Source organism: Haemophilus sp. UMB1048 (assembly GCF_030218125.1).
GTDB lineage: Bacteria > Pseudomonadota > Gammaproteobacteria > Enterobacterales > Pasteurellaceae > Haemophilus_D.
The window spans coordinates 17,588-37,377 of the sequence record NZ_JASOPB010000010.1 but is presented as its reverse complement, the minus strand read 5'-3'; the positions used below and the strand labels follow the sequence as shown (position 1 = coordinate 37,377).

The following is a 19,790-nucleotide window of genomic DNA, read 5'->3' as shown; positions in this document are numbered from 1 at the left end:
AAAAAGACATGCCTTTTAAATTGAAAAGCGAAATTTATTTGATCCTTTAAAAACTTTCACTAAAATGACCGCAGTTTTTTGCATTTTATCTAAATAAATGCCCTCTCAATACAACAACAGAACTCAATCATGATGAAAGATACAATTTTTGCAGCCCCGATCGAAAAACTGGGCGATTTTACTTTTGATGAAAGCGTGGCGGAAGTGTTCCCCGATATGATTCAACGCTCGATTCCGGGCTACTCCAACATTATCACGGCGATTGGTATGTTGGCTGAGCGTTTTGTGACTGCAGACAGCCAAGTCTATGATTTGGGCTGTTCACGCGGTGCGGCAGCTCTTTCTATGCGACGTAATATTAAACAACCGAATGTGAAAATTATCGGTGTCGATAATTCTTTGCCAATGGTGGAACGCTGCCGTCAGCACGTTGCGGCTTATCATAGTGATGTACCCGTAGAAATTCTTTGCGATGATATTCGTCAAATTGAAATTAAGAACGCCTCAATGGTAGTGCTCAACTTCACATTGCAATTTTTACCACCGGAAGATCGTGTAGCCTTGATCACCAAAATCTACCAAGGTTTAAACCCAAATGGTGTATTAGTGCTCTCTGAAAAATTCCGTTTTGAAGATGAAAAAGTGAATGAGTTGCTTATTGACCTCCACCACCAATTCAAACGTGCTAACGGTTACAGTGAGCTTGAAGTGAGCCAAAAACGCACCGCACTTGAAAATGTAATGCGTACTGACTCGATTAATATCCACAAAGAGCGGTTAAAAAACATCGGATTTTCACACGTCGAATTATGGTTCCAATGTTTTAATTTTGGGTCAATGATTGCAGTGAAATAATCATAACCCAATCAATAATCTAAAAAATAAGGGCGTATCAAATACGCCCTTATTTGTCACCAATGCTTTATAGCCCTTTTAAATCCTTATCCAATAAACGAGCTAGCAACAAAATACCGTCTTTAAAGCGATACTCTGCATATTCTGCTTGTGCATAATGTTCACCTTTCCCTTCCGCAAAGAAATAGTCTTGGCTTGGTAATTTAGGAAGCCGACCACCTTTATAACGAATTGGTAAATAAACATTTGGTGTGCAATGTTTAAAATCTGTTGGTATCTCTGATTGCTCCTCACAAAATGTCGCAACATGATTTTTATCAAGATGAACAAGGATATAAGCTTTTTTCCCCGAAGGACTTGATTCATCTATACCAGTGGTTTCAGTGGTTTCATTAGCTTCACCAGCATCAATAGACTCACTAGTTTCAAGAGACTCATTCGATTCAGGTAAAACCTGACTTTGCTGAAACTCAGATAAAATAGCGTAATTCAATACCATATAATCCCCTTGCATCAATGAACGAGGATCCACAGGGGCGATTTTTAAGACAACAGGCTTACCGGTAGCCAGCACATCTTCAAATTGCTGTACTTTATAGTTCACCGCCCCCAATAACGCAATCACAAAGACGCCAACAAGCCAAATCGGTGCTTTAAAAACAGAATGGTTTTCGACCGCACTTTGTGAAGGCGCTTTATAACGTGCATGCAAGAATAAAGTAACAATCGCAAAAATAACGGCAAAGCTTACTAGCAATACCCCTTTATAGAGTAATGGGATGCTTAATTGGTAATAGAACCCACCTAAATAAACAACAAAGGCAAATACCAAAAGACCGAAGAACGCACGGCTGTCCGTCCAATAAACAAGCAATAATAACGCTGTTAAATATAAAATGACGGGTATCCCAACAAAGCCTAATGCAAATAAGGTTAATACTAATAAAATTAACACTGCTTCTGTGTGTTTGGATTCACTATGCTTATTCATTAGTGCATAGACAATTAATGGTAATGCACAGACAATTAAATATAAGATATGGCTAACATCAAACTGGAAGTGTGACCAAAATTGTCCACTTAAAACTTGCAACACATTATCAAGACTCATCGAGTCTGCTGGCATGACATCACTTGAAACATCTGTATCAATAAGGCCATAATCTACCCAAGGAATCGTCATATACGACGGCACAGAGATCCATAGAGAGAATAATACTGTTCCCCAGGCAATAGGCTTTAAATGAATTCGCGCTGATTGATTAGGTCGCATGACCCAATAAAAGAGTACAATCGAACTCAGGAGCTGGATTTTATTAAACCATGCGTTATTAAACCATGTGTTATTCAAGCTGTAATTATGGAAATATAGATTATAGGAAATTTGCCAAAAAACGAGAAGCTGGGTAACCAGAAGAATTCTCACTAAAGAATTCGGCATCAATTTGTAGCTAACGATAATAATAACTGGAAAAATCAGTGCGGAGATAAAGATACCGAAATTTGAATCCTCGCTAAATTCATATCCTAATAAAAGAAAAAAATCATCAAATTTAACAAGCAAATAGAATCCTAAAAAACTGTTTGCGATTAGAAAAAATAAACCTGCTAAAATTGTAGTGTATTCATTTTTATCTTTATTTAAGGTAATCGCCCAAGCTATACCAAATAAAAGAATACCAAAGATTAATGCACCAGATTCTGATAAACCTAAAGCAAAAAAGAACCAAACGCCTATAGTAACGACAGCTATCAATAAGGCAACCACCCATAATATTGAAATCGCCCAATGGAATCTCTTATTATTTGGATATTCTTGTTTATAGCGTTTCACTAACCACTTGATTGCCATGACAGTGAAAGTAAAGCCAATTAATCCTAAAACCACCCCCTCTTCTACACCACGAATCAAAATAGATGCCAAAAAGCAATAAGCGCCAAGTAAGGCTAGGACTGAAATAATTAAATTAATAAAATCAAAGCGATATTTGTGATATACATAAAGTGCGATTAAGGCAGGAATAGCAATTAGCAAAGAACTGAGTGATGAACGACCAAGCTCACCCCAAGCATAAGCATAAAAGTACACATCATAAATTACTATTAAACCGAATAAACTGGCAAAAGTCAGTACTAGAAATACTTTGGGTAAAATGCGCCAATGTTGGTCATGAAAAGTTTTACTGAATAATTCCGATATCACCAGTAATCCAGCATTAATCAACACGGCATAACACATTGAGTTATGCGAGTTTTGTTCATTAAATAAATAAAACGCAACATTGGCGGTGGCAGCAAATAATAATGCAGAGGCCACATTCGGAAATAATAATAAAAATGGAAGTTGGCAAAGTGTCCAAACAGCAAATAACTGCCATACATCGGCCCCCGTTTGATAGGTTTGGCCGACTAAGGCAAATAAAGCACCAATCAAGACAGAAACAACAAAAAAGAGGCTATATGTCTTCCACTTTAATTTTTCTTTGGCTTGTCGACGACTCTCTCGAATAAAGCAATAAATACCTAATACCACTGTCACCACAAGCAATGTTTGTAAGCCATAAATTTTGGCTAAATCAGAAAAATAATCTAAATTAGCTGCAATTAACGTGATTACGCCACTCGTTAAAAAACCTACGGTTAATAATAAAAACAGTAAATTTAAATAACGTTGCCAAGAAAGATTAAAAAGGCCAGTTGTATTCATTCATTTTTTCCTTTTTATAAAAAGATCAGTATTATCTTAGCATAATAGTAAGGTAAATAAATAACTTAAAAAATGTAATGTGATTTACCCGAGTTTCGAAGATTAATTCGCGCCACATTGCATTTTATGGTAGAATTTTTAGCCTAAAGATAATGGAGAAGAACAACATGCAAATTTTACACACAATGCTTCGAGTAGGTGATTTAGACCGCTCTATTAAATTTTATCAAGATGTTTTAGGTATGCGTTTATTGCGTACGAGTGAAAACCCAGAATATAAATATACGCTTGCATTTTTAGGTTACGAAGATGGCGAAAGCGCTGCAGAAATTGAATTAACATACAACTGGGGCGTAGATAAATATGAACAGGGTACTGCGTATGGACATATTGCTATCGGCGTTGATGATATTTATGCTATTTGTGAAGCAGTTCGTGCAAGTGGTGGTAAAGTGACTCGTGAACCAGGCCCTGTTAAAGGTGGTACAACCGTTATTGCTTTCGTTGAAGATCCAGATGGCTATAAAATTGAATTTATCGAAAATAAAAGCTCAAAATCTGGTCTAGGCAATTAATTAAAAGTGCGGTTGATTTTTTCGCTCTTTTATAACGCAGGGTTACCTGCGTTATTTATTTTAAAGGATACAATATGTCCAATTCTCAAGAAATTCCTTATCACCACCAATTAAAAAATCGTTTTCGCGGCTACTTTCCTGTCATTATTGATGTGGAAACAGCGGGATTCGATGCAAAAAAAGATGCGCTTTTAGAGCTTGCAGCAATCACCTTAAAAATGGATGATAATGGCAATTTACAACCTGATCAAAAATGCCATTTTCATATTGAACCATTTGAGGGGGCGAATATTAATCCGGAATCACTCAAATTTAATGGGATTGATATTCACAATCCATTGCGTGGTGCCGTATCTGAATTAGATGCGATCACGGGATTGTTCCAAATGGTGCGTCGTGGACAAAAAGATGCGGAATGTCAGCGTTCTATCATCGTGGCACATAATGCGGCTTTTGACCAAAGCTTTGTCATGGCTGCGGCAGAACGTACTGGTGTAAAACGCAATCCATTCCACCCTTTTGGGATGTTTGATACGGCAACGCTTGCCGGTTTTATGTTTGGGCAAACGGTACTCGTCAAAGCATGCCAAGCGGCAAAAATTCCTTTTGATGGCAAACAAGCACACTCTGCGCTATATGATACTGAACGTACCGCAGAATTATTTTGCTATATGGTCAATCATTTAAAAGATCTTGGTGGTTTCCCACATATTGCTCAAACAGATGAAGCGGAAAAAACAGATGAAAATCAGACCGCACTTTAATTTTTAAAATTTTTTAGAAAAAAAACTTGCAATCATTTTCGCTTTACCGTATTTTAAGAAGTAATTCAATTTAGTTATCTAAATAAGAGAGTTTCAAATGAACTTTATCCTTCGTCACCATCATCGCCATTCAACTGAATAATCTTTCAGGCTGTTGGCGTGCTTGGAAGATTTCTTCCGAGCTGACAAGATAAAGATCAAAAAAATCTTACCCCTCGGAAGGCAACTTTCGAGGGGTTTTTGTTTTATTATTAATTTACAGGAGTTTATTACTATGCGACATTTAACCTTAAATCAATTTTCTTTTATGCGACCTTTTTCTTTTAATTAATCAATAAGGAACAACAATATGTTATCGAATCCCGTTGTTATTTCAATTGTCGTGCTACTGGCGTTAAGCTTGCTGCGCGTAAACGTGGTTATCGCACTGGTGATTTCGGCTCTGACTGCAGGCTTGTGTGGTGACTTAGGTTTAGGAAAAACCATTGAAGCCTTTACTGGAGGCTTAGGTGGTGGTGCTGAAGTAGCGATGAACTATGCCATGTTAGGTGCGTTTGCCATTGCGATTTCAAAATCTGGCATCACTGATTTGCTTGCCTACAAAATCATTACCCGAATGAATAAAACACCAACCGGAAAAAATTTAGCTTGGTTTAAATATACGCTACTGAGTATTTTACTTTTATTCGCTATTTCATCCCAAAACTTACTCCCAGTGCACATTGCGTTTATCCCGATTGTTGTGCCGCCGTTACTTTCTATTTTTAACCGTTTAAAAATCGACCGTCGTGCAGTCGCTTGTATTATTACCTTCGGTTTAACGGCAACTTATATGATCTTACCTGTCGGTTTCGGTAAAATCTTTATTGAAAGCGTTTTAGTTAAAAATATCAATCTTGCTGGTGCATCACTCGGCTTACAAACTAGTGTAGGTGAAGTTTCTCTTGCTATGCTTATCCCTGTTTCAGGTATGATTCTTGGTTTACTTACTGCTGTATTTGTTACCTATCGCAAACCGCGCGAGTATGTTGTGACAACGGCAGAACCAACTACAACTGAAATTGAACAACACATTGCAAATATTAAACCTATTCAAATTACCGCAAGTGCGGTTGCTATTGTCGCGACTTTTGCTACACAGCTTTTCACAAGCTCTACAATTATTGGTGGTTTAGTCGGTTTAACAATTTTCGGTGTATTCGGTATCTTCAAACTCAAGGAAAGTAACGATATTTTCCAACAAGGCTTACGTTTAATGGCTATGATCGGCTTTGTTATGATTGCAGCGTCTGGTTTCGCTAATGTGATTAATACCACAAGCGGTGTGAAAGAGTTAGTTGATGCACTTTCAACCGGTGCGATTCAAAGTAAAGGCGTTGCGGCATTCTTAATGTTACTCGTTGGGTTATTAATTACCATGGGTATTGGTTCTTCTTTCTCAACTGTACCAATTATCACCTCAATTTATGTACCACTTTGTCTCTCTTTTGGTTTCTCACCACTTGCGACAGTCGCTATCGTAGGTGTAGCAGCAGCATTAGGAGATGCGGGTTCACCGGCTTCTGACTCAACACTTGGGCCAACATCCGGTTTGAATATAGATGGTAAACACGACCACATTTGGGATTCTGTTGTACCAACCTTTATTCACTACAATATCCCATTATTAGCGTTCGGTTGGATTGCAGCCATGACCCTTTAATCGTTATAATCCCTGCATACATTATGCGGGGATTTTTTATGTCTATTCAATCATTACTCAATGCGCTCGAGCAAAAAGTACAGCAACTGACTCAAGCCTATCAAACTGACTCTGATAAAAAAATCAATGCGAAATTTAACCGCACTTTATTTACCGAAGATTTTGAAACCGTCGGTTTTTATCTCAAAGAAATCCAACAAAGCTTAACTAAGCTATGTAAAACTCCTCATCAAAATGAAGAACAAATTGTATTTATGGCAGAACATCTTTTAGGGCAATGTACCGCATTGACTGAAGCCATGAATCGCAAGCATAAAAAGCCCATTAAACCGAAAATAGCAGAGCCCCAAGTTGCAAGTAGCAAATCACAACATAGCATTCATCGCCTCCCTCCAAGAGAGCGTTTAGAGAAATATTATGAAGCCTTGCAGCAACTCACGAAAAAATACGAAGAAGCTAAAGCACAAGCGGATACGGCACAAACAGATATTCAACGAGATATGCATAAGCAAACAGCAACAATTTATTTAACGCGTCGTCAAAAATGTTTAGAAGCGATTGAGACCTTAGAAGAATACCTTGCCTTTAAAGAGGCCCAAGAAAGTGCGGTCAAAAAATAAGATATTTTTTAATAGACTGAAAAGTAAAAATCCCTAAATCTTTCGATTTAGGGATTTTTGAATTTGATGGCGGAGGAAGTGAGATTCGAACTCACGGAGGGCGTAAACCCTCGCCGGTTTTCAAGACCGGTGCCTTCAACCACTCGACCATTCCTCCGTGATTTAAGCGAGGTGAATAATACGTTTTTTCCCCCACCCCGTCAAGCAAGAAAATAAAAAAATTATCTGACTGACTACTTTTAAATCACTATGTTTTAAAAATACACAAAATAAAAAACGGAACCTACTGGCTCCGCTTTTATTATTGAGATATTACTCTGCTTTTGCTTGTGTCGCTTCAGAATAAATATGACTAATTGCACTATGATGGCCTGCGGCGCCTTTACCGTTAAAGTAATAGCGAGACTCCGTCCATTCTACAATTGCGAATGGTTTAGACTCTTCATCTGGTGCTTTAGCTAATGTCATCGCTGCTTTAGTGTGTTGCACCGCTGAAATGGTACCTGCACGACCAGTGAACACATAAGAACGAACAAATTCTGTTTTCTCTTGTGGTTCAACTTCTGTCGTTGCAACTTGAGCGACAGGTTCTGATTTATGATGCAAGCGTTCTAATGATTCTTGCACTTTCTGTTGAACCGCTTCATTTGCCGGTTGAGTAATGAAATCTAACGCTGGTTGTGCTTCAACTGATTTCTCTTCCACGACAATACCTGTTGCCGGGGTAATTACACCTTTTTTCGTTTTTTCTTGCTCAAGCAATTCATCCACAGATAAGAAATTGCTTTCTTTCGCTGCATTCACAGCAGAATAATCGATGCATACTTTACCGCTTGCTAATTCAGGTGAAGCAACTGCCGCAAATAATGGCATTGGTGACTTCACTTCATTACGACGACGACGTTGATTATTCGATGTACGTAAATGACGTGGAGTACGACGCTGACGTTCTTGACGTGGTTTATCTTCAGCATTATCAGCAACATTGTTTTCAACCACTTCATTTTGAACAGTCTCAACAACGGGTACTTCAACCGCTTCAATAACATTCTCGTTTACATCAGTTGCATTGTCATCAATACGAACACGTTTACGTAAATCACGACGTTGACGACGCTCTGCTACCGGTTTCTCTGCTTTTTCCTCTTGACGATTATCATCAGAAACATTAGCAAAATTAACCGCACTTTCAGATGTCACTTCTTCATTCGCGTTACGACGATTGCGACGATTATTTACACGCTCGCGAGTTGGACGCGCATTTTCTTCATCTGTATTTTTCGCATTATCGTTGTTTTCGTTATTACGAGAACGGCGATTATTACGACGATCTTGATTACGACGATTATTACGATTGCTATTACGATTGTTGCGGTTATTTTGGTTTTTCTCTTCTTCTTTTGGTTCAGAAGCAAATAAACCTTTAATTGCGGCAACAATTTTTGCAAACAATGACGGTTCTTCTGATTTACGCTCAACTGGTGCTGGTGCAGCCGTTGGGATCGATAGAGATACTGCGGCACTTTCCATCACTTGCTCAGAGGTCACTGCTGCCGTTTCGATATTGCGAGAAACAAGAGACTCTTCTGGTACAAATGTATCGTCTTGTGCATCATGGAATTTCGTTAAGTTATAACTTAATTCATTTAGCTCTTCGCCCTCACGAACACGGAATACGCTGAAATGTGGCGTTTCCATCGCTTCATTTGGCACGACGATAATATCAACATCATGACGTTTTTCGATGCTATGAACGGCTTTACGTTTTTCGTTAAGTAAGTAAGACGCAATTTGTACAGGCACGATAGTGTGTACTTGTTTGGTGTTTTCTTTTAACGCTTCTTCTTCGATTAAACGTAAGATAGAAAGTGATAAACTTTCGTTATCACGCACTTTACCCGTACCTTGACAGCGTGGGCAAACATGGTGAGAAGATTCTCCTAATGACGGGCTTAAACGCTGACGCGACATTTCCAACAAGCCGAAGCGAGAAATACGGCTGATTTGAATACGCGCACGGTCTTGACGTACCGCATCACGAATACGGTTTTCAACTTCACGTTGGTGACGAACAGGTGTCATATCAATGAAATCGATAACCACTAACCCACCTAAGTCACGTAAACGTAATTGACGAGCAATTTCATCTGCGGCTTCAAGATTCGTATTTAATGCGGTTTCTTCAATGTCACCACCACGCGTTGAACGCGCCGAGTTGATATCGATCGCCGTTAACGCTTCTGTCACATCAATGACAATTGAACCACCAGAAGGTAAACGCACTTCACGTTGGAAGGCTGATTCAATTTGTGACTCGATTTGATAGTGACTAAATAACGGCACTTCACCTTGATACAATTTCACACGATTGATGAAATCTGGACGCACAAGTTTGATGTGCGCTTTCGCTTTTTCAAATACTTTCGGGCTATCAATTAAGATCTCACCGATATCACGACGCAAGTAATCACGGATCGCACGAACGATCACATCACTTTCTTGGTGAATTAAGAACGGTGCCGGACGGCTTTGTGAAGCTTGTTTGATCGCTTCCCAATGATGTAAAAGTACTTTCAAGTCCCATTGTAATTCTTCTGGTGATTTACCTACACCTGCAGTACGCACGATAAGGCCAACGCCTTCTGGTACATCTAAAGAACTCAATGCTTCTTTTAATTCGATACGTTCATCACCTTCAATACGGCGAGAGATACCACCTGCACGCGGATTGTTTGGCATAATCACCAAATAACTACCGGCAAGGGAAACAAAAGTGGTTAAGGCTGCGCCTTTATTGCCGCGTTCTTCTTTGTTCACCTGAACGATCACTTCTTGGCCTTCAGTCAAAATATCACGGATATTTGGACGACCTTGGAACACATAATCAGCAGGGAAATACTCACGGGCAATTTCTTTTAAAGGAAGGAAGCCATGGCGCTCTGCACCATAATCCACAAAGGCAGCTTCTAAACTCGGCTCTACGCGAGTTATTTTTCCTTTGTAAATATTCGCTTTTTTCTGTTCGTGACCCGGACTTTCAATATCCAAGTCAAATAAACGCTGGCCATCGACCAACGCAACGCGCAACTCCTCTTTTTGAGTCGCATTGATTAACATTCTTTTCATTGTCAATTTCTCGTTTTGAATTATCTAAAATACCTTGAAAATTAACCGCACTTTACAGATTGACTGACCTTAGCCATCGACCTCGTGTTTCTCGCGAACAGTCAATCTCACGACTGTGTGTTGCTGGGTGCATTGATAGCATACTCAATTGTTATCTAAGACAATTTTCGTAAAACAATGTGGTGTGTTAATTACGCATTGCAAGGAAGCGTTAACCTTCAAGAAAAATATGTTGATTATCAATGTCTTATGCCATTCGCTGCATTGAGTTTTGACCAACATACAAAATCGCTTTCTAAATGCCAAATTTTAGGCGCAGAAAGACGCTCTATTATCCACATTCGGGGCTAAATTAGCAAGGCATTCTTGCTATTATCACCAGGGATATTGTGATATGATTCAGCCCAATTTTTAAAGGACAGATTCAATGACTGAAAAACAAGAAAAAATCATCAATCAATCCGTCAAAATGCTCACCATTTCTGAGGATGAAGCAGGACAACGCATTGATAATTATTTATTGGCAAAATTAAAAGGTGTGCCAAAAAGTTTGATTTATCGCATTCTGCGTAAAGGCGAAGTGCGTGTGAACAAAGGGCGAATCAAACCTGAATATAAATTACAAAATGGTGATGTGGTGCGTGTACCACCAGTTCGTGTTTCTGAAAAAAATACTGCCCCAATTTCTAAAAACTTGAATAAAGTCGCCTCTCTTGAAAGCCATATTCTTTTTGAAGATGATTGTTTATTAGTATTGAACAAACCTTCTGGCATTGCGGTTCATGGCGGGAGTGGTTTGAATTTTGGCGTGATTGAAGCCTTGCGTGCATTACGTCCTGAAGCACGCTTTTTAGAATTGGTTCATCGCTTAGACAGAGATACATCGGGCATTTTATTGGTGGCGAAGAAACGCTCTGCCTTACGCAACTTACACGAACAACTTCGTGTTAAAACAGTACAAAAAGATTATCTCGCGCTCGTGCGTGGACAATGGCAATCTCATGTAAAAGTCGTGCAAGCCCCTTTATTAAAAAATGAATTGGCCAGTGGTGAACGCATCGTTAAAGTCAGTGAGCAAGGTAAACCTTCAGAAACACGATTTGCTATTGAAGAACGCTATCAAAATGCGACCTTAGTGAAAGCATCCCCTGTAACGGGACGAACCCATCAGATCCGAGTTCATACCCAATATGCCGGTCACCCGATTGCGCTGGATGATAAATACGGTGATAAAGAATTCGATAAATATATGCAAGATCTCGGACTCAATCGTTTGTTTTTACATGCATTTTCCATTCGCTTTGAACACCCTAAAACAGGCGAAACATTACGTTTCAATGCACAACTAGATGAAAAAATGAAAACAATTCTGAAAAAACTGCGTGAAAGCAAAGAGATAAACCCATAGACAAGAAAAATGTTTATTGCTATATTTGGTGATGGAGACAACTCGTTTCTATCATTAATTAACATATAACAACAAAGGATAGCAAAATGGCAAAAGGACAATCATTACAAGATCCTTATTTGAATGCGTTACGCCGTGAACGTATTCCTGTTTCGATTTATCTCGTTAATGGGATTAAATTACAGGGTCAAATCGAATCATTCGACCAATTCGTGATTTTATTAAAAAACACTGTTAATCAAATGGTGTACAAACACGCTATTTCAACTGTGGTTCCAGCACGTTCTGTTTCTCACCACAATAATAACGGCGGTCATCATGCAGCACAAACTTCTGACGCTGCAGCGGAAGTAGAAACACAAGCAGAATAATTCTGTTCAATGAATGATTTCATCAATTTAAGTGCGGTTGAAAATTCACCTGAAATTTCAACCGCACTTTCGTCATCTAAAACAGGCGACAATAGCCAATCAGCAAAAGATAAAGCTGTCGTCGTACATGTTTTCTTTTCTCAAAATAAAAACATTGAAGATCTACAAGAATTCCAACTTTTAGCAGAATCTGCCAATGTTGAGATTTTACAAATCATCACCACGAGTCGAGCGACACCACAAGCAAAATACTTTATCGGTGAGGGGAAAGCACAAGAAATTGCAGATGCAGTGAAAGACTTAGATGCCGATGTGGTTTTGGTGAATCATCAATTAACCCCTGCACAAACCCGTAATTTAGAAAGCATCTGCCAATGCCGCGTAGTGGATCGCACGGGGGTGATTTTAGATATCTTTGCCCAACGAGCCCGCTCACACGAAGGGAAATTGCAGGTTGAATTAGCTCAGCTTAAGCATTTATCGACTCGATTAGTTCGTCGAAAAACAGGCTTAGATCAGCAAAAAGGTGCGGTTGGATTACGTGGACCAGGGGAAACGCAATTAGAAACGGATCGCCGTTTAATCAAGGTTCGTATTGCACAGTTACAAAATCGTTTGGCGAAAGTCGAAAAACAACGTAATCAAAATCGCCAAACTCGACAAAAAGCAGATATTCCCACCATTTCCTTAGTGGGTTATACCAATGCGGGAAAATCGACGTTATTCAATTTCATCACGCAAGCCAATGTCTATGCGGCGGATCAGCTTTTTGCCACCCTCGATCCCACATTAAGACGTTTACAAATTCAGGATGTTGGTACGGCCATTCTCGCGGATACCGTTGGTTTCGTTCGCCAACTTCCCCATGATTTAGTTTCCGCTTTTAAATCTACCTTGCAAGAAACGGTAGAAGCCAGTTTGTTATTGCACGTCATTGATGTAGCAGACGCTCGAAAGATCGAAAATATTGAAGCCGTGAATTTAGTGTTGGAAGAAATTAAGGCTGACAAAGTACCAGTATTGCTGGTATATAACAAAATCGATTTATTGGAAAATGTGGCACCCCATATTGAATATGATGATAAGAATAAGCCCGTTGCCGTTTATCTTTCAGCACATTCAGGTGAGGGATTAGATCTACTACTTGAAGCCATTAAAGTGCGGTTGAAAAACGAGATACTTTCTTTCACCCTCACACTGCTCCCACAAGAGGGAAAAATTCGCCACGCACTCTATCAATTAGACAGCATTCGTCACGAGCAAATTTCAGATGAAGGTGAATTTATCCTCAATGTACAAATTGATAAAGTCGAATGGCTCAAACTTTGTAAACAATTTCCTAAACTGTCAGAAATTATTTACTAATACCGTATTGTTTTAATTTATTGGCAATCGCCGTGTGTGATACGCCTAATCGTTGCGCCAATTTTCGCGTACTTGGATATTGTGCATAAAAAGCGCAGAGCACACTCGCCTCATATTGTCCCATGATCTCATCCAGTGTTTGCTCACCAAAATCATCCGTAGAAATGACCGCACTTTGTACGGGTTTTAAATTTAAACTTTCAATATCAAGCTGGTTATTTTTCGCTAAAGAACAGGCACGATACAACACATTGTAAAGCTCTCGCACATTACCTTTCCAAGGCTGCCCTTTCAAATAATTCAAAAAATCAGCATCATATTGCGGCATTGGAATCTTAAGATGCGTGCTAATGTCTTGTAAAAAACTTTCCGTTAAAGGCTGAATATCTTCAACTCGCTCACGCAATGGCGGTACATTTAGTGCTAAGACATTTAAGCGATGGAATAAATCACTGCGCAATTTCCCTTGTTCTAACAGCTTTTCCATCGGTTCTTGTGAAGTACAAATCACCCGAACATTTGCATGATGTTCTTTTTCTTCACCCACTCGACGGAAAGAACCATCCGTTAAAAAACGTAATAATTTTGCCTGTAAACTTAATGAAAGCTCAGCAATGCCATCCAGCAACACCGTACCTTCGTTAGCATATTCAAAAAAACCGATGGTTTCACTGTCACCCACTTTACGCCCAAACATTTCGCTTTCCGCATCTTCATCTGGCAAACCTGCACAATTTACCGCAATGAATTTTTTCTCACGACGCAAGCTCGCAAAATGACAAGCTTTTGCTAATAAGTCTTTACCCGTGCCTGTTTCACCTTGAATTAAAAGCGGTACATCAAACATCGCAAAACGTTGTGCATTTTCGACCGCACTTTTCATGGAAAGGCTTTGAGTGACAAAGCAAGAAAAAGGATCTTGTGGATTAAATGTCAGCATAAAATAAGCTCAATTTTATTGAATGATGCCGATATGATAGGGAGTTTATTGATATGTGTAAAGATTAATTTACATATAAAAAGGGCAATCGTTGACTGCCCTTTTAGATGTTTTTTTGTATTATTTTTTCACTGCACGATCAAGTTCTTGTGCGATGATTTCCATGCTTTCTAAACCACCAAACGCAAGATACCAATTGGCTGCATCAAGATACACAATGTGTCCATCTTTATACGCTTTGGTTTGTTTGATGATATCGTTATCCAACACTTTTTGTGCATTGTTGGCTTTTTCTGTAATCGCCGCAGTACGATCTACTACGAGTAAAAAGTCTGGATTTTTTTCTAAGATATATTCAAAACCAACGCTTTGTCCATGTGTAGACGATTTGATGCTTTCATCAATCGGTTTAAAACCAAATTTTTGATACACCATACCATAACGAGAACCATCACCAAAGGCACTGATTTTACTTTCATTAACCAACACCAATAAGGCTGTTTTGTCTTTCGCATCTTTGGCGACTTGGTCAACCTTACTTTCTAATGCTGAAAGTTTTTCTTTCGCAACATTTTCTTTACCAAAGATCTGACCAAGTGCGGTCACATTTTGTTGAAAACTCGGGTAGTAATTGTTGTAGTCATTTTCAACATTAAATACTGGCGCAATTTCTTTAAATTTGTCGATCATTTTTTCTTGACGTTTAGACGCGATGATCAAATCCGGATTGAGTTCATTAATTTGCTCCAATGATTGTTCTTTCAAATCACCGACATTCTTATATTTTTTGTCTGCAAATTCTGAAAGATAGTTTGGAATTTTTCCACTTTGTGGGAAGCCCACGATTTTATCTTGCACACCTAATGCACGAAGTGTGTCTGCCGCACCGAAATCAAGCACAATGACACGCTGTGGATTTTGTGGCACAACCTGCTTTCCAGCGGCATTTTCAACGGTAATATCTGCTGCTTGAGCAACACCGACCAAAGCAAAAAGTGAAAGTGCTAATGTTGATAATGTTTTTTTCATGAAGATTTCCTTATTTATCTAAAATAAACGGCAATTTTATGGTCGTCGATATCCTGAATAGGTATCGTCATATCGTAAATATCTTGTAGCACGGGTGATTGCATAATGTGGTTAACTTCCCCTTGGTGTACCAATTTTCCATTTTTCATGGCAACAATGTAGTCTGAGTAACAAGAGGCAAAATTAATATCGTGAATCACAATCACCACGGTTTTGTTGAGTTCTGTCGCTAATTTGCGCAAAACTTGCATGATCTGCACTGAATGTTTCATATCCAGATTATTTAATGGTTCATCCAATAAAATATAATCCGTATCTTGTGCCAGTGTCATCGCAATATAGGCGCGTTGTCGCTGCCCACCACTTAAGTTATCGATATATTGATGACGAATATCATCTAAATTCATATAGGCAATGGCATTATCAATAAAAGTGCGGTCAGTTTGGGTTAAGTTTCCTTTGCAATAAGGGAAACGCCCAAAAGCAACTAAATCTTCAATGGTTAGACGCAAATTAATGTTGTTAGTTTGCTTTAAAATCGCAAGTTGTTTCGCAATATCGCTACTTTTCTTACGATTGAGCAATTCACCGTTGAGATAGATCTCGCCACTATCAGCATTCAACAAACGGCTCATAATAGACAGCACCGTACTCTTCCCCGCGCCATTCGGCCCAATAAAAGACGTAATTTTCCCCGTAGGAATGGTGAGTGACACATTATCCACCACCTTTTTGCTTCCGTAACTTTTAGTAATATTGCGAATTTCTATTGCCATTTTTTGTTTGCTCTTAATAACAAATAAATAAAGTACACGCCTCCGACAAAATTAACGATGATGCTTAATGTCGTGCGGAACGTAAAAATATGGGTCACTAATAATTGCCCTAAAACCAAGGTAATAATGGAAATTAACATCGCGGCAGGAATGAGTACCTTGTGGCGATAATCACGAACAAATTCAAAGGTCACATTCATCACCAATAACCCAAGGAAAGTAAGTGGGCCAACAAGTGCGGTCGACACTGACGTTAAAATTGCCACGAGAATTAATAGGACTTTTATGGTCTTTTGATAATCAATCCCTAAGTTAATCGCATTTTCTCTTCCTAACGCCAACACATCAAAGCAATGCCAATATTTCAAGCTGAAAACAATCGTCGCCACTAAAATGGCTAATGCCACCCACAAGATTTGTGTATTGATTCGGTTGAAACTTGCGAAGCCAATATCTTGTGCGATCTGGAATTCATTTGGATCAATCAACACTTCCATAAACGTCGTTAAGCTGCCAAAGAAGGTGCCGAAAATAATCCCAACAAGCAATAAGAAGAAAATATTTTGGTTTTCTTTCTTAAACAGGAAGTGATAAAGCGCTAATGAAAACGCCATCATTAATCCCGTACACAATACAAACAAGGCAATGGAATTCATTGAAAGCAATGTGCTTGAACCAAAAAGGAAAATAATCGCCGTTTGAATCAGTAAATACAGCGAATCTAACCCTAAAATACTCGGGGTGAGAATTCGGTTATTCACAACCGTTTGGAAGATCATCGTAGCAAGTGCAATTGCCGCGCCTGTAATCACAATCGCAATTAATGATAAGGCACGATTTTCCAGGGCATATTGCCAACGGTTCGGTAAGTTGTAGCCTAAATAAAGTGCAAGAGAAACCATGGCTAACAACGACAATACAATCAGTTGAGAAGAAGATTTCTTAGCCATTTCTATACCGTTTTAATAATAAAAATAAGAAGATACCACTACCAAATACACCAACCACGGCATTAATGGAAATCTCATAAGGATAAATCACACTTCGACCTAAAATATCACAGAATAAGACAAAGACGGCACCTAGCAAAGCGGTATGAGATAACACTTTCTTCAAGTTATCCCCTAAATAAAGTGTAACGATATTCGGAATAATTAACCCTAAGAAAGAGATCACCCCAACAGACACGATAATAATCGAAGACACCACCGCCACAATGAGCAGACCGAGATAAAGTACCTGGTTGTAATTTAGACCTAGATTAACCGCAAAATCTTTCCCCATCCCGACAATAGAAAAACGATGGGCAAATAAATAAGCCACGATGAGTGTAGGAATACTGAAATACAACAATTCATAACGACCAGACATCACAAGCGAGAAATCCCCTTGTAGCCATCCAGATAAGTTTTGTAATAAATCTTCTTTGTAAGCAATAAAGGCGGTAATCGAACTGATGATATTACCGAACATAATCCCCACTAAAGGCACAAAAATCGTGTCCTTGAATTTCAAACGGGACAGAATCGTCATAAATAACAATGTGCCAAGGAAAGACACAATCACCGCAATGGTCGTTTTTAACAACATTGAAGCCGTTGGGAAAAACAGCATCGCCATTAAAATCCCTAATCTTGCACTATCCATGGTGCCCGCAGTGGTGGGAGAAACAAATCGGTTTCGACTGAGTTGCTGCATCACTAAGCCACAAATACTTAAGGATGCACCCGCAATCAAGATACTGATTAAACGAGGCACTCGACTAATGAAAAATATCTGCCATTGATTACCTTCAAAATTCAGTAACCCTTGCAGATTAACAGTACTTACCCCGAGAAAAAGTGAAACAAAGGAAAGCACGATCAAAAGAAAAATCAGATAACGTCGCTTAATCATAAAAATGAGAATAATTCTAAAATGCAAAAAGAATAGCATATTGAAGGAAAAGAGAAAAGATGAAGTGCGGTCAGTTTTCGGCTAATTTTTAGTCGTATAAAAAATGCGGTCAAATTTGACCGCACTTTATTCGCTATAATTTTAATGTTCTTTCAACTTCTTTCGCTCGGACTAAGAATTGCTTACGTTCTGCCGTTGCCATTCCGCTGCTGGTACCCGGCAATTTCACCGTAAGCGGGTTCACCGCACGTTCATTAATATGAAACTCGTAGTGCAAGTGTGGACCGGTTGAAATCCCTGTATTACCAGTTAATGCAATGCGCTCCCCTTTCTTCACAGTTTGACCTGCACCTACTAAAGCTCGACTTAAATGCATATACACCGTTTGATATTCACGACCATGGCGTATCACCACATAACGTCCTGCACCACCTGCTTGATAAGCCACTTTTTCTACCACACCTTCTGCAGGCGCAATAACTGGCGTACCCGGTGAAACAGCAAAGTCCACCCCTTTATGCGGACGAACACGTCCTGTTACTGGGTGTCGACGATTTGGATTAAATGGTGACGAAATACGCGCTTGACGTTGCAATGGATAACGTGCAAAGCCTTTACCAAGGGTTTCCCCTTGCTTATCGTAGTAACGACCATTAGCGGCTTGAATGCCATAATAGCTCTTACCGTCTGTCATAATGTGAATCGCTTCAACGTTACCTTGACCGGTTAATTTATCACCTAAATATTCACGTGATACTAAAATCGCAAATTTGGTGCCTTTACTGAGTTTTTGAAGGCTTACCTGCCACTGTAACGCAGAGCTTAACTGGCTGATTTGACGACCATCCAGACCTAAATCACGCAAACTTGATGCAAAAGATCCGTTAATCGTACCTTTTAGCACCTCTTTCTTCCAGATACTTTTCTTCTCTAGAATTTGGCGTTTAAACTTACCGTCTTCCGTGCGTTCATAAATGCGTTCTTCTTTTTCAGACACCAGCCAGTTTAAATATTCCAGTTGATCTTCTTTATCTAAAATCCAATAGAACTGCTGACCTGCACGCAAGGTTTTTAATTCAGGATATTCGGCGATTAAATTCTTCGCCGTATCATCTTCTAAACCTGAAAGCTCTAACACGTCTTTTAAGGAATCACCACGCACCACGGTATGACTAAATTGATCGGTAATACGCAATGCCTGATCAGCTACATCTAAAATACCGCTGAGCGCATCTTGCGCATCTTTTGGTAAATCAGTTAGCTCATCAAACTGCGGTTTAATTTCATCCACTTCATCATCTTTGGCTTGAAGATCATCATCGTAAGAAGTTGCATCTTCCGTATTCGCATGTTGTTTCGCTTCAGGGTGTTCACCTGCTTGAGGTTGAGACTTATCAGATTCTGTTTTTTCAGGTGTAAGGGATTGATATTGAACGTTATCCACCATCTCTGGCTCAAGATTACTTTGCAGAGAAGGATCATAGTCAGCGGTATCTTTAAAGGCGAGGAAAATTCCCGTTAAAATAAGCAAAAGTGCGGCAAAAAAAATCGCTGCTTTTAGGCGGGATTTTCTTTTCCGTCGATCTCTAGCTAATTTAACGTGTTGCAAAATAGATACCTTTAAAATGAATAAAAAGCTTTTCGCTCTTCAGACTA

At 39.1% G+C, this 19,790-nt stretch carries 16 protein-coding genes, 1 tRNA gene and 1 other annotated feature; of the genes, 8 read left to right on the top strand and 9 right to left on the bottom strand.

Going from position 1 to position 19,790, the window contains the following annotated elements:
• Positions 1-129: 129 nt before the first annotated feature.
• Positions 130-855: a carboxy-S-adenosyl-L-methionine synthase CmoA gene (cmoA, locus tag QP437_RS09255; RefSeq protein ID WP_111326570.1), complete on the top strand. Its 726-nt coding sequence runs from the start codon at positions 130-132 to the stop codon at positions 853-855.
• Between the two features lie 67 nt (positions 856-922).
• On the opposite strand, the gene QP437_RS09250 is transcribed toward cmoA, so the two are convergent.
• Positions 923-3,562, bottom strand: coding sequence for a GDYXXLXY domain-containing protein (locus tag QP437_RS09250; RefSeq protein ID WP_285267644.1), 2,640 nt, complete (start codon positions 3,560-3,562; stop codon positions 923-925).
• Between the two features lie 167 nt (positions 3,563-3,729).
• On the opposite strand from QP437_RS09250, the gene gloA reads away from it, so the two are divergent.
• The 4 genes from gloA (at position 3,730) to priC (ending at position 7,223) form a co-directional block, all read left to right on the top strand.
• Positions 3,730-4,137 (top strand): lactoylglutathione lyase, encoded by a 408-nt coding sequence (gloA, locus tag QP437_RS09245; protein ID WP_049356445.1) that lies wholly within the window; start codon positions 3,730-3,732, stop codon positions 4,135-4,137.
• A 74-nt stretch (positions 4,138-4,211) separates the two neighbouring features.
• A complete protein-coding gene (rnt, locus tag QP437_RS09240; protein ID WP_285267643.1) occupies positions 4,212-4,901 on the top strand; it encodes a ribonuclease T in 690 nt (229 codons plus the stop codon).
• A 117-nt stretch (positions 4,902-5,018) separates the two neighbouring features.
• Positions 5,019-5,146 (top strand) — a sequence feature (His leader region).
• Positions 5,147-5,250: 104 nt separating this feature from the next.
• Positions 5,251-6,603, top strand: a complete 1,353-nt coding sequence (locus tag QP437_RS09235) for a Na+/H+ antiporter family protein (RefSeq protein WP_285267642.1) — start codon at positions 5,251-5,253, stop codon at positions 6,601-6,603.
• A 38-nt stretch (positions 6,604-6,641) separates the two neighbouring features.
• Positions 6,642-7,223, top strand: coding sequence for a primosomal replication protein PriC (gene priC, locus QP437_RS09230; protein WP_285267641.1), 582 nt, complete (start codon positions 6,642-6,644; stop codon positions 7,221-7,223).
• 67 nt (positions 7,224-7,290) lie between these two features.
• Here priC and QP437_RS09225 read toward each other — a convergent pair.
• Together QP437_RS09225 and rne are read right to left on the bottom strand one after the other, a co-directional pair.
• A tRNA-Ser gene (locus tag QP437_RS09225) sits at positions 7,291-7,380 on the bottom strand.
• 155 nt (positions 7,381-7,535) lie between these two features.
• Complete coding sequence (rne, locus tag QP437_RS09220; protein WP_285267640.1) at positions 7,536-10,349, bottom strand: ribonuclease E; 2,814 nt, start codon at positions 10,347-10,349, stop codon at positions 7,536-7,538.
• A gap of 427 nt (positions 10,350-10,776) precedes the next feature.
• Here rne and rluC point away from each other — a divergent pair, with 427 nt between their 5' ends.
• From rluC to hflX, 3 genes are all read left to right on the top strand, one after another.
• Positions 10,777-11,757 (top strand): 23S rRNA pseudouridine(955/2504/2580) synthase RluC, encoded by a 981-nt coding sequence (gene rluC / locus QP437_RS09215; protein WP_285267639.1) that lies wholly within the window; start codon positions 10,777-10,779, stop codon positions 11,755-11,757.
• A gap of 86 nt (positions 11,758-11,843) precedes the next feature.
• Positions 11,844-12,128, top strand: a complete 285-nt coding sequence (hfq, locus tag QP437_RS09210; protein WP_049364479.1) for an RNA chaperone Hfq — start codon at positions 11,844-11,846, stop codon at positions 12,126-12,128.
• Between the two features lie 9 nt (positions 12,129-12,137).
• Positions 12,138-13,493: a ribosome rescue GTPase HflX gene (hflX, locus tag QP437_RS09205; protein WP_285267638.1), complete on the top strand. Its 1,356-nt coding sequence runs from the start codon at positions 12,138-12,140 to the stop codon at positions 13,491-13,493.
• Here hflX and QP437_RS09200 read toward each other — a convergent pair.
• From QP437_RS09200 to mepM, 6 genes are all read right to left on the bottom strand, one after another.
• Entirely contained in the window at positions 13,483-14,433 is a 951-nt protein-coding gene (locus QP437_RS09200; RefSeq protein WP_285267637.1) for a sigma 54-interacting transcriptional regulator, read from the bottom strand. The genes hflX and QP437_RS09200 overlap by 11 nt on opposite strands.
• Positions 14,434-14,553: 120 nt before the next feature.
• Complete coding sequence (locus QP437_RS09195; RefSeq protein ID WP_285267636.1) at positions 14,554-15,462, bottom strand: siderophore ABC transporter substrate-binding protein; 909 nt, start codon at positions 15,460-15,462, stop codon at positions 14,554-14,556.
• Between the two features lie 14 nt (positions 15,463-15,476).
• Positions 15,477-16,238 carry an ABC transporter ATP-binding protein gene (locus tag QP437_RS09190; RefSeq protein ID WP_285267635.1) on the bottom strand — a complete coding sequence of 254 codons (762 nt, stop codon included), beginning with the start codon at positions 16,236-16,238 and terminating at the stop codon, positions 15,477-15,479.
• On the bottom strand, positions 16,229-17,188 hold the full coding sequence (locus QP437_RS09185; protein WP_285267634.1) for an iron chelate uptake ABC transporter family permease subunit: 960 nt from the start codon (positions 17,186-17,188) through the stop codon (positions 16,229-16,231). Before QP437_RS09185 ends, QP437_RS09190 begins: the two co-directional genes overlap by 10 nt.
• Complete coding sequence (locus QP437_RS09180; protein WP_285267633.1) at positions 17,181-18,134, bottom strand: ABC transporter permease; 954 nt, start codon at positions 18,132-18,134, stop codon at positions 17,181-17,183. The genes QP437_RS09185 and QP437_RS09180 overlap by 8 nt, the downstream gene beginning before the upstream one ends.
• Positions 18,135-18,267: 133 nt before the next feature.
• Complete coding sequence (gene mepM, locus QP437_RS09175; protein ID WP_070775688.1) at positions 18,268-19,743, bottom strand: murein DD-endopeptidase MepM; 1,476 nt, start codon at positions 19,741-19,743, stop codon at positions 18,268-18,270.
• Between the last annotated feature and the right edge of the window lie 47 nt (positions 19,744-19,790).

What these genes read in the sequence shown, in the direction of transcription:
- QP437_RS09185 (WP_285267634.1), bottom strand. Translation starts at nt 17,188, where the DNA reads ATGGCTAAGAAATCTTCTTCTCAACTGATTGTATTGTCGTTGTTAGCC.
- cmoA (WP_111326570.1), top strand. Translation starts at nt 130, where the DNA reads ATGATGAAAGATACAATTTTTGCAGCCCCGATCGAAAAACTGGGCGAT.
- rne (WP_285267640.1), bottom strand. Translation starts at nt 10,349, where the DNA reads ATGAAAAGAATGTTAATCAATGCGACTCAAAAAGAGGAGTTGCGCGTT.
- QP437_RS09180 (WP_285267633.1), bottom strand. Translation starts at nt 18,134, where the DNA reads ATGATTAAGCGACGTTATCTGATTTTTCTTTTGATCGTGCTTTCCTTT.
- gloA (WP_049356445.1), top strand. Translation starts at nt 3,730, where the DNA reads ATGCAAATTTTACACACAATGCTTCGAGTAGGTGATTTAGACCGCTCT.
- priC (WP_285267641.1), top strand. Translation starts at nt 6,642, where the DNA reads ATGTCTATTCAATCATTACTCAATGCGCTCGAGCAAAAAGTACAGCAA.
- QP437_RS09195 (WP_285267636.1), bottom strand. Translation starts at nt 15,462, where the DNA reads ATGAAAAAAACATTATCAACATTAGCACTTTCACTTTTTGCTTTGGTC.
- hflX (WP_285267638.1), top strand. Translation starts at nt 12,138, where the DNA reads ATGAATGATTTCATCAATTTAAGTGCGGTTGAAAATTCACCTGAAATT.
- QP437_RS09250 (WP_285267644.1), bottom strand. Translation starts at nt 3,562, where the DNA reads ATGAATACAACTGGCCTTTTTAATCTTTCTTGGCAACGTTATTTAAAT.
- hfq (WP_049364479.1), top strand. Translation starts at nt 11,844, where the DNA reads ATGGCAAAAGGACAATCATTACAAGATCCTTATTTGAATGCGTTACGC.
- rnt (WP_285267643.1), top strand. Translation starts at nt 4,212, where the DNA reads ATGTCCAATTCTCAAGAAATTCCTTATCACCACCAATTAAAAAATCGT.
- QP437_RS09235 (WP_285267642.1), top strand. Translation starts at nt 5,251, where the DNA reads ATGTTATCGAATCCCGTTGTTATTTCAATTGTCGTGCTACTGGCGTTA.
- rluC (WP_285267639.1), top strand. Translation starts at nt 10,777, where the DNA reads ATGACTGAAAAACAAGAAAAAATCATCAATCAATCCGTCAAAATGCTC.
- QP437_RS09200 (WP_285267637.1), bottom strand. Translation starts at nt 14,433, where the DNA reads ATGCTGACATTTAATCCACAAGATCCTTTTTCTTGCTTTGTCACTCAA.
- QP437_RS09190 (WP_285267635.1), bottom strand. Translation starts at nt 16,238, where the DNA reads ATGGCAATAGAAATTCGCAATATTACTAAAAGTTACGGAAGCAAAAAG.